General features: G+C 72.1%; 18 protein-coding genes. 7 read left to right on the top strand and 11 right to left on the bottom strand.

Annotated features, from left to right (window positions below; genetic code table 11):
- Positions 1-12: 12 nt before the first annotated feature.
- Both LQ327_RS32560 and LQ327_RS32555 read right to left on the bottom strand, forming a co-directional pair.
- Entirely contained in the window at positions 13-435 is a 423-nt protein-coding gene (locus tag LQ327_RS32560; protein ID WP_230740764.1) for a hypothetical protein, read from the bottom strand.
- Positions 436-479: 44 nt separating this feature from the next.
- A complete protein-coding gene (locus LQ327_RS32555; RefSeq protein ID WP_230740762.1) occupies positions 480-641 on the bottom strand; it encodes a CsbD family protein in 162 nt (53 codons plus the stop codon).
- Between the two features lie 206 nt (positions 642-847).
- Between LQ327_RS32555 and LQ327_RS32550 the strand changes: the two genes are divergently transcribed.
- Positions 848-1,609 (top strand): hypothetical protein, encoded by a 762-nt coding sequence (locus tag LQ327_RS32550; protein ID WP_230740760.1) that lies wholly within the window; start codon positions 848-850, stop codon positions 1,607-1,609.
- Positions 1,606-2,328, top strand: a complete 723-nt coding sequence (locus tag LQ327_RS32545; protein WP_230740758.1) for a hypothetical protein — start codon at positions 1,606-1,608, stop codon at positions 2,326-2,328. The genes LQ327_RS32550 and LQ327_RS32545 overlap by 4 nt, the downstream gene beginning before the upstream one ends.
- Positions 2,329-2,482: 154 nt before the next feature.
- Here the strand turns inward: LQ327_RS32545 and LQ327_RS32540 are convergent, their stop codons facing one another.
- Positions 2,483-2,791 carry a winged helix-turn-helix transcriptional regulator gene (locus tag LQ327_RS32540; protein WP_230740756.1) on the bottom strand — a complete coding sequence of 103 codons (309 nt, stop codon included), beginning with the start codon at positions 2,789-2,791 and terminating at the stop codon, positions 2,483-2,485.
- A 1-nt stretch (position 2,792) separates the two neighbouring features.
- On the bottom strand, positions 2,793-5,120 hold the full coding sequence (gene lon, locus LQ327_RS32535) for an endopeptidase La (protein ID WP_230740754.1): 2,328 nt from the start codon (positions 5,118-5,120) through the stop codon (positions 2,793-2,795).
- Positions 5,121-5,269: 149 nt separating this feature from the next.
- On the opposite strand from lon, the gene LQ327_RS32530 reads away from it, so the two are divergent.
- Entirely contained in the window at positions 5,270-6,304 is a 1,035-nt protein-coding gene (locus tag LQ327_RS32530; RefSeq protein ID WP_230740752.1) for a fatty acid desaturase family protein, read from the top strand.
- A gap of 80 nt (positions 6,305-6,384) precedes the next feature.
- On the opposite strand, the gene LQ327_RS32525 is transcribed toward LQ327_RS32530, so the two are convergent.
- Positions 6,385-7,299, bottom strand: a complete 915-nt coding sequence (locus LQ327_RS32525) for a LysR family transcriptional regulator (RefSeq protein ID WP_230740750.1) — start codon at positions 7,297-7,299, stop codon at positions 6,385-6,387.
- 157 nt (positions 7,300-7,456) lie between these two features.
- Here LQ327_RS32525 and solA point away from each other — a divergent pair, with 157 nt between their 5' ends.
- The 3 genes from solA to LQ327_RS32510 are packed head-to-tail and all read left to right on the top strand — an operon-like array spanning position 7,457 to position 11,367.
- Complete coding sequence (gene solA, locus LQ327_RS32520) at positions 7,457-8,641, top strand: N-methyl-L-tryptophan oxidase (protein ID WP_230740748.1); 1,185 nt, start codon at positions 7,457-7,459, stop codon at positions 8,639-8,641.
- 27 nt (positions 8,642-8,668) lie between these two features.
- Positions 8,669-9,955, top strand: coding sequence for an aromatic ring-hydroxylating oxygenase subunit alpha (locus tag LQ327_RS32515; RefSeq protein WP_230740746.1), 1,287 nt, complete (start codon positions 8,669-8,671; stop codon positions 9,953-9,955).
- A complete protein-coding gene (locus LQ327_RS32510; protein WP_230740744.1) occupies positions 9,952-11,367 on the top strand; it encodes an aldehyde dehydrogenase family protein in 1,416 nt (471 codons plus the stop codon). Before LQ327_RS32515 ends, LQ327_RS32510 begins: the two co-directional genes overlap by 4 nt.
- Here the strand turns inward: LQ327_RS32510 and LQ327_RS32505 are convergent, their stop codons facing one another.
- From LQ327_RS32505 to LQ327_RS32480, 6 genes are all read right to left on the bottom strand, one after another.
- Complete coding sequence (locus LQ327_RS32505) at positions 11,368-12,267, bottom strand: alpha/beta hydrolase (protein ID WP_230740742.1); 900 nt, start codon at positions 12,265-12,267, stop codon at positions 11,368-11,370. It abuts the gene before it with no gap.
- Between the two features lie 173 nt (positions 12,268-12,440).
- Positions 12,441-13,319, bottom strand: a complete 879-nt coding sequence (locus LQ327_RS32500) for an SUMF1/EgtB/PvdO family nonheme iron enzyme (protein WP_230740740.1) — start codon at positions 13,317-13,319, stop codon at positions 12,441-12,443.
- Positions 13,316-14,242 carry an HAD family hydrolase gene (locus LQ327_RS32495; protein ID WP_230740738.1) on the bottom strand — a complete coding sequence of 309 codons (927 nt, stop codon included), beginning with the start codon at positions 14,240-14,242 and terminating at the stop codon, positions 13,316-13,318. Before LQ327_RS32495 ends, LQ327_RS32500 begins: the two co-directional genes overlap by 4 nt.
- A 2-nt stretch (positions 14,243-14,244) precedes the next feature.
- Positions 14,245-15,783: an arylsulfatase gene (locus LQ327_RS32490; protein WP_230740736.1), complete on the bottom strand. Its 1,539-nt coding sequence runs from the start codon at positions 15,781-15,783 to the stop codon at positions 14,245-14,247.
- A gap of 33 nt (positions 15,784-15,816) precedes the next feature.
- A complete protein-coding gene (locus LQ327_RS32485) occupies positions 15,817-16,023 on the bottom strand; it encodes a DUF8691 family protein (RefSeq protein WP_230740734.1) in 207 nt (68 codons plus the stop codon).
- Positions 16,024-16,049: 26 nt separating this feature from the next.
- Positions 16,050-16,493 (bottom strand): DUF7144 family membrane protein, encoded by a 444-nt coding sequence (locus LQ327_RS32480; protein ID WP_230740733.1) that lies wholly within the window; start codon positions 16,491-16,493, stop codon positions 16,050-16,052.
- A gap of 287 nt (positions 16,494-16,780) precedes the next feature.
- Here LQ327_RS32480 and LQ327_RS32475 point away from each other — a divergent pair.
- On the top strand, positions 16,781-17,151 hold a 371-nt coding region (locus LQ327_RS32475), incomplete at its 3' end, for a DUF1254 domain-containing protein (protein WP_230740731.1).

Below are 17,151 nucleotides of genomic sequence, written 5' to 3'. Positions count from 1 at the left end.
GCCGTCCGCGACTCACTGTCCCCGGACGGCGGCGACGATCGCCAGGACCAGGAGCAGCAGCGCAACGACGAGCAGGACGACAGGGGCGAGCACGGCCGTCAGGATGAGCAGAATCCCGACCATCACCTTCGTCGTCGGGCTCATCGCGGCGACGCCACCCTTGATCGCCGCCCACACCGGGTTCTTCCCACCCAAGGCCGCGAGACCCCCGCTGATCAGGGCATTCATGCCGACCCCGCCGCCCGCGCCGACCCCGTCGAGCATCCCGGCGACGTCGTCGACCTTGGACACGAGCGCGCCGGCCGCGCGATCGATCACGGCCACGGCGAGCTGTTCGGCAGCCGCGATGAAGCGTTCCTTCGGGGACACCTCGGGCGCGGCCGCGGGGGTGGGAGCGGGCATCGGCGACTCGACGGCAGCGGCCGGAGCGGTCATGGGCAGTCCTCATCAGGCACCGGGTGATCTCGTGGGTCGGCGGGTCAGTCGGTCAGTTTCGAACCCCGCTGCTTGACCTCTCCCTTGGCCATGTCGGACTTTCCGCTCCACTCGAGCTTCTTGTTCTTCGTGGCCTTCCCGGTGACTTCTTTCGCCTTCCCCTTGACCTGCTGAGAACGGTTCTTGATGGTGTCGTCAGCGCCCATGTGAGCGGATTTCCCCGGCGTCGCCGAAACAAGTCGGCAATATCAGAAGTTGGGCCGATCGCGACCGGAGAGACTCCGTTCGCGCTCGCCCGCTGCTCTCCACGCCGGATCCGACACCCGTGACGCCCTGCCACGAGGCGCAACGCACCGTTAGTCTAGTGACCGTTCACTAGGCCGACGTGCCCCGACCTCGCAGGAGGCCGACCGTGTCCCTCCGCTCCGACCTCGCCTGGCAGCGATTCTTCGCCGCCTGCTCGTTCCTGTTCGTCGCGTCCACCTTCGTCGGCCTCGAGCTGTTCTGGCCGCAACCGCCCTCGTTCGACCTCACCGCCGACCAGACCGCCGGCTACTACGTCGCCCACCAGACCGGGTTCCTCGTCGGCGTCGTGTTCTGCAGCGTCGGGATGGCGTTCCTGCTCGCGTGGACGGTGCAGTTCGGGGTCATGCTCCGCCGCCTCGACGCGGGCTCGCGCGTGGTCTCGACGGTGACGGTGGTCAGCCTCGCCGCGAGCCCCGTCCTGCTGTCGTTCGACCTCGCGATCTTCGGCGTCGCGGCCTTCCGCCCCGACACCACCAGCCCCGAGATCACCCGGGCGCTCAGCGATGTCGCCTGGCTCAGCTCGCAGCACATCTGGCCGATGCTCGCCGCGGCGATGGCGCTGAGCGGGCTCCTGATCGTCAAGACGCAGGGGCGTCCGGACTCCCTGCCGCGCTGGCTCGGCTACTTCGGCCTGGTGTGCGCCGTGGCCGAGTTCGGCCAGCTCCCGATCTTCTTCGTGAAGTCGGGGCCGTTCGCGGGCGACGGCGCCGGGGCCTGGTACCTCGCGACGTTCACCTGGGGACCGTGGATCCTCGGCACCGGCTGGGCCATGGTGCGCGTCCTCGCGCGGCAGTCGGCCGCCCTGGACGCGACCGCCGCGGCCGCCGCCCCCGCCGAGGTCGACGCCCCCGCGGAGGTCGACGCATGACCGTCGACCGGACCGACCTCGACCGCGCCCGCTCCCTCCTGGCCTGGACCGGCCCCGTCGGGATCGTGCTCGTCCTCGTCGGGTGGATGGTGCTGGCCGGGTTCCTGCCGCCGCCCTCGCCGACCCTCTCGCCGTCCGACACGGTCGCGGTGTGGGCCGATCACACCAACCTCAAGCGGCTCGGCATGATCCTCGCGGTGTGGGGCGGGGTGCTCTACGTCCCGTTCACGGTCGCGGTGGCCGAGGCGCTCTGGCGTGACGGCGGCTCCGGGCCGCGTCTGCTCGCCGTCGCGCAGGGGGCGATGGGCACGTTCGGCACGGTGTTCTTCTCGCTGAACTTCTTCATCCTGGCCATGGCGCCCTACCGGATCGAGCAGGCCCCGGACCGCCTGCCACCGATGTACGACCTCGGCATGGCGATGACGTTCGCGCCGGTCGCGCCGTTCACGTTCCAGTACGCCCTCATCGCGGCGGCGATCCTGCAGAACCGCGCGGAACGGCCGGCGCTCCCGCGCTGGGTGGCCTACGTGAACCTCTGGGTCGCGATCCTGCTGATCCCGGCCACGCTGATCCCGTTCGTCAAGAGCGGGCCGCTCGCCTGGAACGGGGTGCTGAGCTTCTGGATCCCGGTGATCGTGTTCGTCGGCTGGTTCGGGGTGATGTTCTGGAGCCTGCGCCGCTCCCCCGCCGCGACCGGTGCCGTGCTCCAGCACTCATGATCACCCACCTCTGACGCCCACCCCACCGACCATGATCACCAAAATGACGAGGATCTGGACGCTCAGCGCCCAAATCCTCGTCATCCTGGTGATCATGGGCCGGGTTGGGCGAGGGGGCGGGCGGCCGGGACCGGCCCAGCGGCGGAGCCGAGCCTCACCGACCCCGACTGCAGCTGGTCAACGCCTCCAGCAACGGGGCCAGGCGGAGACCTTCGGCGGAGAGCGCGTACTCGGTGCGCGGCGGACGCGTGTCGAGCACGCGACGCTCCAGCAGCCCCGCCCCCTCCAGGTCGGCCAGGCGCGCCGCCAACGTGGCCGGCGGGACCTGGCCGAGCGCCTGCTCGAACTCGGAGAACCGGACCGCACCGAGGTGCGCGGCGTAGAGCACCGAGAGCGACCAGCGTCGCTCCAGCAGTGCCGTCAGCGCACGCACCTCGGGCGGTACCGGCTCCCGCGAGCACATGTCAGGCCGCCACCCCGAGCTCGGCCGCGACGGGCTCGAGCGCCACATCGAGGACCTCGGTGATGGTCATCGACGGGTGGAACTCGAGCTGCCCGGCCACGTCCGCGGGGACGTCGTCGAGGTCGGCGCGGTTGCGCTCCGGCACGACGATCTGCGTCAGGCCCGCCGCGTGCGCGGCCAGCACCTTCTGCTTCACGCCGCCGATGGGCAGCACCCGGCCCTGCAGCGTCAGCTCACCCGTCATCGCGACGGTGTGGCGCACCGGTCGCCCGGTCAGCAGCGACACCAGCGCGGTGGCCATGGTGACACCGGCCGACGGCCCGTCCTTCGGGATCGCGCCCGCGGGGACGTGCACGTGGAACGAGCGCCCCGTGAACGCGTCCTCGGCGATGCCCAGCTCCGCGGCGTGGGAGCGCACCCACGACAGGGCGATCCGGGCCGACTCCTTCATGACGTCGCCGAGCTGGCCGGTGAGGATCAGGCCCTCGTCGCCGGTCATCGACGCCGCCTCGATGAAGAGCACGTCGCCGCCCGCGCCGGTCACGGCCATGCCGGTCGCGACGCCGGGCACCGCGGTCCGCTCGACGGCCTCGGTGAAGACCTTCTGCCGGCCCAGGTGCCTGCGCACCACCTCCGTGTCGACGACGACCGCCGCCACCGCGTCATCGGCTCCGCTGCGCTCCGCGTCCCGCGACGCCACATCCGTCGCGATCTTGCGCGTCAGCTTGCCGAGTGCGCGGTCGAGCTGCCGGACACCCGACTCGCGGGTGTACTCGGACACCACGAGACGCAGCGCCGACTCGTCGGCGGTCACGTCCTCGGGGGTCAGCCCGGCGGCGCGGATCTGCCGCGGGAACAGGTGGTCCCGCGCGATCGCGACCTTCTCCTCCACGGTGTAGCCGTCGAAGGAGATGACCTCCATGCGGTCGAGCAGCGGACCCGGGATGGTGTCCATCTGGTTGGCCGTCGCGAGGAACACGACCTGCGAGAGGTCGATCTCGACGTCGAGGTAGTGGTCGCGGAACGCGTGGTTCTGCGCCGGGTCCAGGACCTCGAGCAGCGCGGCGGACGGGTCGCCGCGCCAGTCGGCGCCGACCTTGTCCACCTCGTCGAGCAGGATCACCGGGTTCATCGTGCCCGCGTCGCGCAGTGCCCGCACCAGGCGGCCGGGCAGGGCGCCGACGTAGGTCCGCCGGTGTCCACGGATCTCGGCCTCGTCGCGGACGCCGCCGAGCGACATCCGGACGAACTCGCGGCCCATCGCGCGGGCCACGGACTCGCCGATCGACGTCTTGCCGGTGCCGGGCGGCCCGACCAGCGTCAGGATCGTCCCGGCCTTCTTGTCGTCGGAGACGCCACGGTCCCGGCGCAGCTTGCGAACGGCGAGGTACTCGACGATGCGGTCCTTCACGTCCTCGAGGCCGGTGTGGTCCGCGTCCAGGACGGTCCGCGCCGCGACCGGGTCGAGCTGCTCCTCGGAGAGCTCCGACCACGGCAGCGCCAGCAGCCAGTCCAGGTAGGTCCGGATCATCGACGACTCGCCGGACTGCTCGCCGGCGCGCTCCAGGCGGGCGAGCTCGCGCTCGGCCTGCTCGCGCACGTGGTCGGGCATGCCGGCCTCGGCGATCTTCGCCCGGTAGTCGTCCCCGGTGCCGGCGGAATCGTCGGACTCCCCCAGCTCCTTGCGGATCGACTCCAGCTGACGGCGCAGCACGTACTCGCGCTGGGCCTTGGCCGCGCCGGACTCGACGTCCTCGCGCAGCGTCTTGCGCACCTGCAGCTCGGCGAGCCGCTCGCGCTGCAGGCGCAGCGCCAGCTCCAGGCGCTCACGCACGTCGAGCGTCTCGAGCAGGGACACCTTCTCCTCGTAGGAGGTCTCCGGCGCCCAGCCGGCCGTGTCGGCCAGCGCGCCCGGCTCGTCGATCCCGCGCAGCAGCCCGGCACCACGGCCGTCGTCGCCCCGCAGCTCGAGGACCTCGTCGACCACCGCGCGGTACGTGCTCTCCAGCTCGCGGATCCGTCCGTCGCGCTCGGTGGCGTCCGGGAACGGCGTCACGTCGACGCGCAGGTGTCCCGCGTCGTCGGCGCTTCCCGTCCCGGCCTTCCCGCGGTGCACGCCGGTCAGCTGCACGGCGGTCACGCCGCCGGGCATGCGGGTGCGTCCCGCGACGTCGGCGACGGTGCCGACGGCGGCGAAACGACCCTCGTGGCGAGGGACGAGCAGCACCTGCTCGCCCTGCTCGGCGCCGACCTCGGCGGCCGGGACCACGACGGTCATGCCGGGGAAGATCACGTTGTCGTCGACGGGGACCAGCAACAGCTCGGTCATCTCGTCACCCCATCACTCGTACTTGGTAGCAGCTACAAGCGTTGAAGTCGCTACGGTATTCCGTGCGCGACGACGGGTCCCGGGCCCGATCCGTGCTAGCGTCCCCGGCGGTGCCGCCTCCTCCCCCCCCGCGCTGCGGATCCGTTCCGGTGACCGAGATCCACGCCCCCGGAGCGGCGTTCTCCGACCTCACCGCCCTGATCAAGCAGGCGGGGCTGCTGGACCGCCGTCGTGGGGCGTACGCGCTGGTGTTCGTCCGGAACGCGCTGCTCGCCGCGGTGGCGCTGGCCGCCTTCGTCATGCTCGGGGCCTCGTGGTGGCAGCTGCTCACCGCGGTCTTCCTCGGCCTGGTGACCACCCAGCTCGCCTTCATCGGGCACGACGCCGGCCACCGTCAGATCTTCACGGGCCGGCGGGCCAACGACGTCGTCGGCTACCTGCACGGCGTCCTGGTCGGCATGAGCTACGACTCCTGGGTCACCCAGCACAACGCCCACCACGCGCACCCCAACCACGCCGACGCCGACCCCGACATCGACATCCCGGTGCTCGCCTTCAGCGTCGACCAGGCGGCGACGCGCCGCGGACCGGCCCGCTGGATCGTCGCGCACCAGGCGGTGATGTTCGTGCCGCTCCTGCTGCTCGAGGGCTGGAGCCTGCACCTCACGGCCGCCCGCACCGCCCTGGCCGGACAGGTCCGCCGTCCCGCCCTCGAGCTCGGCCTCCTCACGCTGGGCGCCCTCGGCTACGGCGTCGCGGTGTTCACCGTGCTCACCCCGCTGCAGGGCCTGGCCTTCGTCGTCGTGCACCAGGGCGTGTGGGGGCTCTGCATGGGCCTGGTCTTCGCGCCGAACCACAAGGGCATGCCGATCGTCCCGCCCGGCACCCGCCTCGACCATCTGCAGAAGCAGGTCCTGACGGCGCGCAACCTGCCCGGCGGCCGCCTGAACGACTTCCTGTTCGGCGGCCTCAACCACCAGGTCGAGCACCACCTCTTCCCCCGCATGCCGCGACCCAACCTGCGCCACGCCCGGGTCGTCGTCGAGGCGTTCTGCCGCGAGCACGGTCTGCCCTACACCGAGACCGGGATCCGCTCGTCCTACGTACAGATCCTGCGCCATCTCCATGACGTGTCGGCGCCGCTCCGTGGTCCCCGACCGGCCGGAACGCCCCCGACAGGGTGATCCGTCCGGGGTGTCCGCATCCCGGACTGGGCCGTACGCGAGGATGACCGCGTCGGCCCCGGACCCCGGCCGACTCCTCCTCAGCGGGGCTCCGCCAGCTCGGGCAGCTCCGTGGTGCTGACCCACGCCAGCGCGTCCAGTCCCGCGGCGACCGCCGGCTGGTCGCCCGAGCCGGCCCGCACCGCCGTCAGCACGTGCCGGGCGGGCACCGGCACCCCGGTCACCGGGATCCGGCGGGTGTCGTGGTGCGCGGGCAGGTCGGCCAGGCGGGGCACCAGCGCGACCCCGAAGCCGCGGGCCACCAGGGCGGCGCCGGTGTCCCACTCGTCCGCGTAGTGCGCGACGGCGGGATCGAAGCCCGCGCTGGTGCAGGCCAGGGTCACCAGCTGGTGGTAGGCGCGGCCGGGCGTGCCCAGGATCCAGGGCTCGGCGGCGACGTCGGCGAGCGAGATGGTCGCGGCTCCGGCCAACCGGTGCTCGGGGCCGACCAGCAGGTCCAGCGGCTCCAGGTAGAGCGGCTGCTGCTCGAACGCCGGGTCGGTCCGGGACGGGATGCTCGGGGTCGCCACCACGACCGCGATGTCGGTGTCGCCCGCGGCGAGCAGGTCGAAGGCCCGGGCCGGTTCGGTCTCGCGCAGCTGCACCCGCAGGCCGGGGTGCTCGTCGCGCAGCCGGGTCAGCGCGCGGGGCGCCACGACGGCGGCCGCGGTCGAGAACCCGCACAGCCGCAGCGACCCGGTGAGCTCGCTGCCGCGGTGGGTGGCCAGATCCGCCCGGGCCCGCTCCCACTGGGCGGTGAGGGCGGCGCCGTGCCCGAGCAGCGTGTGGGCCGCCGGGGTCAGCCGGACGGTGCGCCCGACGTGCTCGAGCAGCACGACGTCGAGCTCGCGCGCCAGCGCCTGCATCTGGTGCGAGACCGCGGACGGGGTCAGGCGGCACACCTCCGCGGCGGCGGTGACGGTGCCGTGCCGGGCGATCGCCTGGAGGACCTTCAACCGCCGGTCAATCATGTACACAACGTACAAGATCACGTGTACGGAACTCCGATGGACGCGAACGGTTCGCGGTGGCGACACTGGCCCCACGCACTCCTGGTGACGACGCCCGGGTGCCGTTCCCCCTGATCCGTACCGTTCTCGAGCAGGAGTCCGAGTGGACACATATCGCGTCATCGTCGTCGGATGCGGCGGCCTGGGATCGGCCGCACTCCACCGGCTGGCCGCCGAACTGGGACCGGGAGTCCTCGGGCTCGAACAATTCGATCTCGGGCACCACCGCGGCGCGTCCCAGGACCATTCCCGAATCATCCGGCTCGCCCAGCACGAACCGCAGTACGCCGCCCTCGCGGCCCCCGCGTACAAGGCCTGGGAGGAGGTGGAGGCCGAGTCCTGCCAGCAGATCGTGACCCGGACCGGTGGGCTGGTGATCGAGGACCGGGTCGCCCGCCGCGGCGCCGCGACGGGCACCCGCAACATCGAGGGCTACACCGCGATGTTCGACCGGTACGGGGTGGCCTACGAGCTCCTCGACGCCGACGACCTGGTCGAGCGGTGGCCCCAGTTCCGGGTGCGCGGCGGCGAGCAGGCGCTCTACCAGGCGGAATCCGGCATCGTCGACGCCGCCCGCGCCAACGCCGTCCACGTCGCCCTGGCCCGCGCGGCCGGCGCGCACGTCCGGGCGAACACGCCGGTGCGCGCGATCCGCCCGGACGGCGACGGCGTCGTCGTGGTCACCGACGAGCGCACCTACCGCGCCGACCGCGTGGTGGTCGCGAGCGACGCGTGGACCAACCAGGTGCTCGCCGAGACCGGGCCGCGGCTGCCGCTGACGGTGCTGCGCGAACAGGTCACCTACTACGCGACGCCCCACCTCGCGGAATTCGCGCCGTCACGCTTCCCGGTCTTCATGTGGCACGGCGCGCACAATTTCTACGGCTTCCCGGTGTACGGCGAGGTGGCGACCAAACTCGGGCAGCACATGGGCGGTGACGAGACCACCGCCGATTCCCGGTCCTTCGTCCCCGACGACGTCCGCCGTGACCGCTACGCCGCATTCGTCGACGACCATCTCCCCCGTTTCGGCGGCCCGGAGCTCTACTCGAAGACCTGCCTCTACACCGTGCCGCCGGACCAGGGCTTCGTGCTGGACCGCCTCCCCGAGCACCCGCAGATCGTGGTCGCCATCGGCGCCGGGCACGCGTTCAAGTTCGCCGCGCTGATCGGATCGCTGCTCACCGACCTCGCCCTCGACCGGGAGCCCGCCCACCCCATCGACGCGTTCCGCATCGACCGGCCCGCGCTGACCGACCCGACGTTCCCCCGCAGCTTGCACGTCTGACCACGCCGTTCCCGGAAGGAGTCCACCGTGCTCGACCCCAACTCCACCCTCCCGGCCCGCCCGGTCGATCCGGCGCGGTTCACCGACGAGGAGGTCTACCGCCGGACCCGGCTGCCGGTGGAACTGGCCTCGACCCTGCTCCCGGACGCCTACTGCTCCCCCGCGTTCTTCGCGCTCGAGCAGGACCGGGTGTTCAGCTCGAGCTGGGTCGCGGTCGGCTGCGCCGCCGACGTCGACGCCCCCGGGCGCTGCGTCGTCGTCGAGGTCGCGGGCCGCTCGATCATCATCACCCGCAACCGCCACGGCGAGCTGCGCGGCTTCCACAACGTCTGCCGGCACCGCGCGACCCGCCTGCTCGACGACGACGCCCGCGAGGTCGGCCGCCGCGGGCGCATCCGCTGCCCGTACCACAGCTGGACCTACGACAGCGACGGCGCGTGCCTCGGCACCCCGCTGTTCGAGGGCTCCGACGTGCCCGCCGGCCAGGAGCCGATCTTCGACACCTCGGTGGCCAGCGGCTTCGACCGCGCCGACTACGGCCTGCTGCCCGTCGCCGTCGACACCTGGGGCCTGTTCCTCTTCGTGAACCTCGCCGCCGACCCCGTGCCGCTCGCGACCCAGCTCGGTGACCTCTCACAGCGGTTCGCCGACTACCAGCTCGGGGCGTGGCTGCCGCAGCGACGGACGACCTACGACGTCGCGGCCAACTACAAGCTCATCGGCGAGAACTTCATGGAGTATTACCACCTGCCGTGGGTGCACCCGGAGCTGAACAAGGTCTCGAAGTTCTCCGACCACTACCGCTGGCAGGGTCCCGGCCTCTACACCGGCATGACGACGACCCCGGTCTCGCGCAACACCGACGCCGGCGGCTGGGACGGGCTACGCCCGCTGAGCACCCTCGGCCCGGTCGACGCGGACGCCGGGCGGTTCGTCTGGCTGTTCCCCGGCACCGCGCTCGTCGTGCTGCCCAACCACGCCTTCGTGCTGTTCACCCGCCCGGTCGCGGCCGACCGCACCGTCGAGACCGCGGTGCTGCTCAGCCACCCCGAGTCGCTCGACGACCCGGCGGCCGAGGAGGGCCTCGAGCAGCTGGAGAAATTCTGGGACCTGGTCAACCGGCAGGACCTCGAGATCGTCGAGCGGGTCCAGGACGGCATTGCGAACCCTGCCTACCGGGGCGGCCGGATGTGCTTCCGGTTCGAGGAGCCGCTGCACCGCTTCCAGAACATGGTCATCGACAAGATGGTCGGCGTCGATCGGGTGCCCGGGGGTGACGAGGAGACCATGACCCGGATGTTCCCGGACCCGTGACGGCGACGGTGCCGGACGCCGGGTTCGACGGACCGACCCTCGCCGTCGAGGACCCCTCCACCGCGACGACGTTCGCCCACGTCGCCCGCGGTGGCGCCGACGACGTGGACCGCGCGGTCACCGCCGCGCGGGCCCAGGCCCCGCACCTGCGCGCGACCCCGCCCGCCGAGCGGGGCCGGGCACTGCGCCGGCTCGCCGCGGAGGTCGACGGCGCCCGGGAGGAGCTCGCGCACCTCGAGACCCGCGACACCGGCAAGCCCCTCTCGCTCGCCCGCGCCGAGATCGACGGCTGCGTCGGCTACCTGGACTTCTACGCCGGCGCCGCGGACACGCTGCGCGGCGAGACGATCCCCGTCGGGCCCGGGTCGCTCGCGTACACCGTGCCCGAGCCGGTCGGGGTCAGCGCGCACATCGTGCCGTGGAACGCGCCGCTGTCGATGCTCTGCCGCAGCGTCGCGCCGGCGCTCGCGGCCGGGAACGCCGCCGTCGTCAAACCCGCCGAACAGACGCCCATGACGGCGCTGCGCTTCGCCGACCTCGTGGAGGCCGCCGGCTACCCGGCCGGGACGTACGGCGTCGTCACCGGGCTCGGCACGGAGGCCGGGCACGCCCTCGCCGCGCACCCGGGCATCGGGTCGCTGACCTTCACCGGTTCGGTGGCCACCGGCCGGGCGGTACTGCGGGCGGCCGCCGAGCACATCACCCCGGTGGTCACCGAGCTCGGCGGCAAGTCCCCGCAGCTCGTCTTCGCCGACGCCGACCTCGACGACGTCGCCGCCCAGATCGTCACCGGCTTCACCGCGAACAGCGGCCAGTACTGCGACGCCGGGTCGCGGGTCCTGGTCGACCGAGCGGTGGCCGACGAGCTCGTGGAGCTCGTCGCCGCCCGCGCCGCGGCGCTGACGCTCGGCGCCGGCCTCGACGACCCCGACCTCGGCCCGCTGGTCTCCGCCCAGCACCACGGCCGCGTGACCGACTACATCGCGCTCGGGCACGAGGAGGGGGCCGTCGGCACCCTGCCGTCGAACCGGCTGCCGGATACCGGCTACTTCGTGGCCCCGACGATCTTCACCGGGGTCACCCCGACCATGCGCATCGCCCGCGAGGAGATCTTCGGCCCGGTGCTCGTCGTGCTGCCGTTCGACGGTGAGGAGGACGCCGTCGCGCTCGCGAACGGCACCGACTACGGCCTCGGCGTCGGCATCCACACCCGCGACGTCGACCGTGCCCTGCGCGTAGCCGACCGGGTCGACGCCGGCTACGTGATGGTCAACGAGTACTTCGCGGGCGGCCCGGCGGTCCCCTTCGGCGGCACGAAGCACAGCGGTACCGGGCGCGAGCGTGGCCTGGTCGCGCTGGAGAGCTACGTGCGGCGAAAGACGGTCGTCGTGCGGGTCGGTGCGGCCGGATGATCACCGCGCCAGGTGTTCGAGGAACCAGTCGCGGGCGGGGACCATCGAGTGCTGGAAGCCCTTGACGTACGCGTCGAAGTGCCCGCCCGGCAGGATGACCAGCTTCTTGGGCTCGCGGGCGTTCTCGTACGCGGCCAGCGCGAGCTCGGTGGGCGTGAGCACGTCGTTCTCGGCGACGAGCATCAGCAGCGGGGTCGGGCTGATCCGCGAGATGTAGCTGCCCGGCTCGTACTCGAACAGCATCTCCACGGTGCGGAGGGTGACCTCGTTGCGCCACGACGGCGCCCGGTTCTCGTGGGTCTCGGTGAACCACTGGTACGAGTCCGGGGTCGGCAGCGCGGACGGGGCGAGCGGGTCCTTGTCGACCACCGGAACCATCGCGGGCGCCTCCCCGCGGCCCCGGGCCTCGCGGTCGGCGTCGAACTGCTCGCGGAACCCGCCGATGAAGTCCGCGCGCACCAGCGCGCGGATGTTCTCGTAGCCCGAGGTCAGCGGGACCTGCGAGACGACCGCGCCGACCCGGCGGTCGATCGCGCCGAGCACGAGCGCGTGGCCACCGGAGTAGCTCGAGCCCCACACCCCGACCTTCGAGCGGTCCACCTCGGGGAGCCCGATCGCGTACGTGATCGCGTGGCGGTAGTCGCGGACCTGCGCGATCGGGTCGATCTCCTGACGGGGCTCGCCGTCGCTGGCGCCGAAGTTGCGGTTGTCGAACACGAGCGCGTTCAGCCCGGCCGCCGAGAACGCCGCGGCGTAGTCGTCGAGGTGCATCTCCTTGACCGCGGAGAAGCCGTGGGCCATCACGATCACCGGGGCGCTCGAGGTGGCTCCCTCAGCCGGATAGAACCAGCCCCGCAGCGTGGTCCCCTCGGCGTCGAACTCGACATCACGGCGCGTCATCGCATTCCTCCTCGGGCGTGGCCGGGGAGGCGCGCGTGATCCCCGCCGTCGGGGTCCGCCTCGACCCGGCTCGTGATCCGCTGTGATCCGGATCACGATCGACCCTAGCCACGGGGATCCGCTCCGGATACCGCCGTCGGGACGCGCCGCCGACCCCGGACGGCGCACGGTCCTCACGGTCCAGCGGCGCGGTCCACGCAGCGGAACCCGATGTGGCTCATGCCGGTGTCGACCGGTTGGCCCCGCCGCGCCGCCGGGCGGTAGCGGCGGCAGTAGCTGTCCGCGCAGAGGAACGAGCCGCCCTTGACGACCCGCCGGGGCACGGACCCGCCGTCGGGAACGCCGCAGCGGTCCCCGGCGTCGGTGTAGGGATCCGCGGTCCACTCCCAGACGTTGCCGGCCATGTCGACCAGGCCGTACGGGTTGGGCGGGAAGGTTCCCACCGGCGAGGTCCGGCCGTACCCGGGGTCGGCGCGCCAGGGGAAGTCCCCGTGCCAGTAGTTCGCGAGCCGCTCGCCCACCCCCTCCGGTGAGTCGCCCCAGGTGAACGCGGCGCCCGCCAGGCCACCCCGCGCGGCGGTCTCCCACTCGGCCTCGGTGGGCAGCGCCAGACCGGCCCAGGCCGCGTAGGCCTCGGCGTCGGCGTGGGCGACGTGCACGACGGGGTGGTCGGCCCGGTCGGCGAGCGACGAACGCCGGCCCTCCGGGCGGCGCCAGCACGCGCCCGGGGTCCAGGTCCACCACTGGGAGAGGTGGCGGAGGTCGACCGGGCCCGGCGTCGGGGTGAAGACGAGCGATCCGGGCTGCAGGTTCTCCACCGGGGCGCCCGGGAAGTCCGCCGGGTCGAGGGGCTGCTCGGCCACCGTCCGGTACCCGGTGTCGCGCACGAACGCGGCGAACTGGGCGTTCGTCACCGGATGGCGCTCGATGCGGAACGCCGCCACCGCGACCGGGCGGGCGGGACGTTCCTCCGGCCCGTGGTCGTCCGAGCCGAGGGTGGCGGTCTGTGCGTCGATCGGCACCAGGTCACCGGTGACCACGGAGGCCGTCACGAGCCTGCCCCGGCGAACACCCGGTCCCAGTCCCGTCTCATGCTGACGACGGTCCAGTCCTCGTCCGCCGCGCGCGCCAGCAGGTCCTCGGCGCCCGAGGAATCGTCGAACTCGCGCTCGCCGTCGTCGTGACGGACGACCAGCCGCAGCGCCGGGTGGCCACCGCCGTCGGAGAACTCCAGCATCGGCAGGTCGCCGTTCGCGTTGCCGATCGAGATCACCGGACGGCGCCCGATCCGGCTCCAGATCCGGACCGGCTTCTCCGGGCCGTCGTCGAAGAAGTCCATCTCCGGGCGGTAGAGCAGGCGCGTGTCCCGGTACTCCAGGCCGAGCGCGCTCCCGATCACCCGCTCCGGCGGGACGCCGTAGAGGCCGCCCGCGACGGGGCGCATGAAGTCGCGATCACCTCCGGATGCGATGTAGACGGTGAAGCCGTGCGCGGCCAGGTATGTCAGCAGATCGACCATCGGCGCGAACCCGCACGTCCGGTAGGGACGGCCGAGCGTGGGGTGCTGGGCGGCCCGGAAGAACTCCCGCACCGAGCGGTCGTACTCCTCGACGGCGACGGCGCCGAACGCGCTGGTGAGGGCCTTCTTCAGCAGCCCGAGGTCGGCGTCGTCGCCCCGGTAGTGCTTCACCATCGCGGCGCCGAACCACCTGGTGTCGCCCTCGTGCGCGGCCCGGTAGGGCTCGGTGCCCCGCAACGTCGGGTCGGCGTGCGCGAGTGCCGCGAGCCGGCGGACCGTGAAGTCGAGCTGGATCGGCATCGGCTTCTCGCACCAGAGCGTGCCGTCGTTGTCGGTGACGACGACGCGCTCCTCGGGCGGGATGAGCACCGGGGAGGACGGATCCGTGGTGCGGCGGACGAAGTCCTCGATCGCCCGCCGCGCGGGACCGTCCCGCCAGGAATCCAGGCCCGGCACCGTCAGTCCCGGGCGAGGAAGGCGTGCAGCTTCGCCACGGCGTGGTCGATGGTGAAGGTGGCCGGCTCCTGCCGTGGCGGGAACTCCTTGAACGTCTCGAGGAACGCGGTCCCGATCCCGCCGCCGTAGAGCGCGATGTAGTCGTGGTCGAGGAACCAGTCCCAGTAGGTGTTCGACGTGACGTCGGCGCGTTCGAACGGATCCGTGCGCAGGTTGAACAGTTTCGGCACCCGCAGCGTGGTGAACGGCTCGGCCCAGATGCCGAGCGTGCCCTCCTTGCGCTGCTCCATGAACACGATCTTCCAGTTCTCGAAACGCACGCCCAGCACGTCGCAGTCGTCGGAGAAGTACATGAAGCCGCGCCGCGGCGAGTGCTCCACCCGGCCCGTGAGGTAGGGCAGCAGGTCGTAGCCGTCGATGTGCACCCGGAACCGCTTGTCGCCGGCCTGGTGCCCGTTCTTCAGTTTCTCGACGATGTCGGGCTCACCCGCCGCGGACAGGAACGTGGGCAGCCAGTCGTGGTGCTGGACGATGTCGTTGGAGACCGCGCCGGCCGCGATGTGCCCGGGCCAGCGGATGACCTCGGGGACGCGGAAGGCCCCCTCCCAGTTGGTGTCCTTCTCGCTGCGGAACGGGGTCGTGGCGCCGTCGGGCCAGGTGTTCGCGTGCGGGCCGTTGTCGGTGGAGTAGATGACGATCGTGTCCTCGACGATCCCGAGCTCGTCGACCAGGTCGAGCAGCTGCCCGACGTTCCGGTCGTGGTCGATCATCGTGTCGTGGTAGGGCGACTGCCAGAACCCGGCCTGGCCCAGGCTCTCCGGTTTGGTGTGCGTCCGCAGGTGCATGTGGGTCATGTTCATCCAGCAGAAGAACGGGGTGCCCGCCTCGTGCTGCGTGCGGATCCATCGGGCGCAGGCGGCGGTCGTCTCGTCGTCGATCGTCTCCATGCGCTTCTTGGTCAGCGGCCCGGTGTCCTCGATGCGCTGCTTCCCGACGGGGCCGTACTTCTCGTCGGTCTCGCCGGTGTCGGTATCGGTGGCCCAGCAGTGCAGGATGCCGCGGGGGTACAGGAATCCGTGCAGCCGCGGGTACTGCTCGACGCCCGGGTAGTCCGGGAGCTCGGGCTCCTCCTCGGCGTTGAGGTGGTAGAGGTTGCCGAAGAACTCGTCGAATCCGTGGACCGTCGGCAGGTACTTGTTGAGGTCCCCGAGGTGGTTCTTGCCGAACTGCCCCGTCGCGTAGCCCAGCGGCTTGAGCAGCTCGGCGATCGTCGGGTCGGCGGGGTCGAGCCCCACGTCCGCGCCGGGGAACCCGACCTTGCTCATCCCGGTGCGGTAGACGCTCTGCCCGGTGATGAACGACGCCCGGCCCGCGGTGCAGCTCTGTTCGCCGTAGGAGTCGGTGAACCGCATCCCCTCGGTGGCGAGGCGGTCGATGTTCGGGGTGCGGTACCCCATCAGCCCGTCGGAGTAGCAGGACAGGTTGGTGATCCCGATGTCGTCGCCCCAGATGACGAGGATGTTCGGCTGACCGTTCGGCACGGCGGTTCTCCTTCGACGGCGGGTGGCTCGGAATCAGCGGGGGACCTCGCGCATGGAGACGACGTGCAGGCCGAGGGACCGGAAGCGCGCGAGGATGCCGTGCAGGTGGGCCTCGTCCACGACCTCGCCGTGCATGACCGTCTCGGGCACGGACTCCGAGACCTCGAGCTCGCCGAACTCGCCGGCGACCTCGTCGGACAGCCGGCCCTCGACGCGGAACTCGTAGCGGCCGCTCGGCATCACCGGCCTCCAGTCCCTGACGGTGCTCAGTCCGATACCGGGGTGGTGCCCTGGCTCAGGACGGCGGCGATGACGACGACGTCGAGGACGATCACGACGATCGCCCACAGCGGGTAGACCGGCAGGAACGTGAGCTGGGCGATGGCGTTCAGCCCGGCGAGGACCACCGCGGCGACCCGCGCGATGGCGTTCCCGGAGAACACCCCGAGGCCGGTGATGAACAGCAGGATCCCGCCGATGAGGTGGATCCAGCCCCACCCGGTGATGCTGAAGACCAGCACACCCGACGGTGCCGCGACGAAGACGCCGGACCGGAACAGCGCGACGAGCCCGACGACGACGTTGAACGCGCCGACCAGTAGCAGCATGACCCCGGCGAACGCCACCCATCCCGAGCCGGGGCCCGAGCCCACGGTCTGAGGCGGCCGGGCCCGCCCGGGATCGGCGGCGGAGAGGCGGCTCTCGGTCATCGTCGTGCTCCTTCACCGGTCGGGGTCCCCCACGGACGACCGACGATGCCCGCGCGGCGCCCGGCCGGCCTCATGCGCAGCGGATGAGTCCCGTGCCGCACCGCCCGCGCGTCCCCGGCCGCCCGACGGGTCCGGGACGACGACGGCGGGCCCGGGTCTCATCCGCCGCGGGCGAGGCGGCGGGCCGCGTTCCGCCGGAGGCTGGCTGACCCGGGTGTCCGGCGAGGTCGACGCGGCGGTCGCGGCCCCGCCCACCGACTCCGCGCCCGACCCCGGGAGGAACCCCGATGGACGCCGACACCGACGAACTGCGAGCGACGATCACCGAGGCGTTCGTCTACGCCTACCCGATGCTGGCCAACTACCGGACGCTGCACAGCCAGGTCCTCGACGACTCGTCCGCCGGCTTCGTGGGCGGGTTCGGCCGCTTCCGCCACTACGCCCGTCTGTTCACCCCAGCCGACACCGACATCGTCACCGCGAACAACGACACCCCGTACTCCTGGGCGTGGCTCGACCTGCGCGCCGAGCCCTGGGTCCTGGGTCCTGGGTCCTGGGTCCTGGGTCCTGGGTCCTGGGTCCTGGGTCCTGGGTCCTGGGTCCTGGGTCCTGGGTCCTGGGTCCTGGGTCCTGGGTCCTGGGTCCTGGGTCCTGGGTC

Origin of the sequence: Actinomycetospora endophytica, assembly GCF_021026375.1 — a bacterium.
Classification (GTDB): domain Bacteria; phylum Actinomycetota; class Actinomycetes; order Mycobacteriales; family Pseudonocardiaceae; genus Actinomycetospora; species Actinomycetospora endophytica.
Note: the sequence above shows the minus strand (reverse complement) of the source record. Positions and strands in the feature narration are given on the sequence as shown.

What these genes read in the sequence shown, in the direction of transcription:
- LQ327_RS32560 (WP_230740764.1), bottom strand. Translation starts at nt 435, where the DNA reads ATGACCGCTCCGGCCGCTGCCGTCGAGTCGCCGATGCCCGCTCCCACC.
- LQ327_RS32555 (WP_230740762.1), bottom strand. Translation starts at nt 641, where the DNA reads ATGGGCGCTGACGACACCATCAAGAACCGTTCTCAGCAGGTCAAGGGG.
- LQ327_RS32545 (WP_230740758.1), top strand. Translation starts at nt 1,606, where the DNA reads ATGACCGTCGACCGGACCGACCTCGACCGCGCCCGCTCCCTCCTGGCC.
- LQ327_RS32540 (WP_230740756.1), bottom strand. Translation starts at nt 2,791, where the DNA reads ATGTGCTCGCGGGAGCCGGTACCGCCCGAGGTGCGTGCGCTGACGGCA.
- lon (WP_230740754.1), bottom strand. Translation starts at nt 5,120, where the DNA reads ATGACCGAGCTGTTGCTGGTCCCCGTCGACGACAACGTGATCTTCCCC.
- LQ327_RS32505 (WP_230740742.1), bottom strand. Translation starts at nt 12,267, where the DNA reads ATGACGCGCCGTGATGTCGAGTTCGACGCCGAGGGGACCACGCTGCGG.
- LQ327_RS32485 (WP_230740734.1), bottom strand. Translation starts at nt 16,023, where the DNA reads ATGCCGAGCGGCCGCTACGAGTTCCGCGTCGAGGGCCGGCTGTCCGAC.
- LQ327_RS32480 (WP_230740733.1), bottom strand. Translation starts at nt 16,493, where the DNA reads ATGACCGAGAGCCGCCTCTCCGCCGCCGATCCCGGGCGGGCCCGGCCG.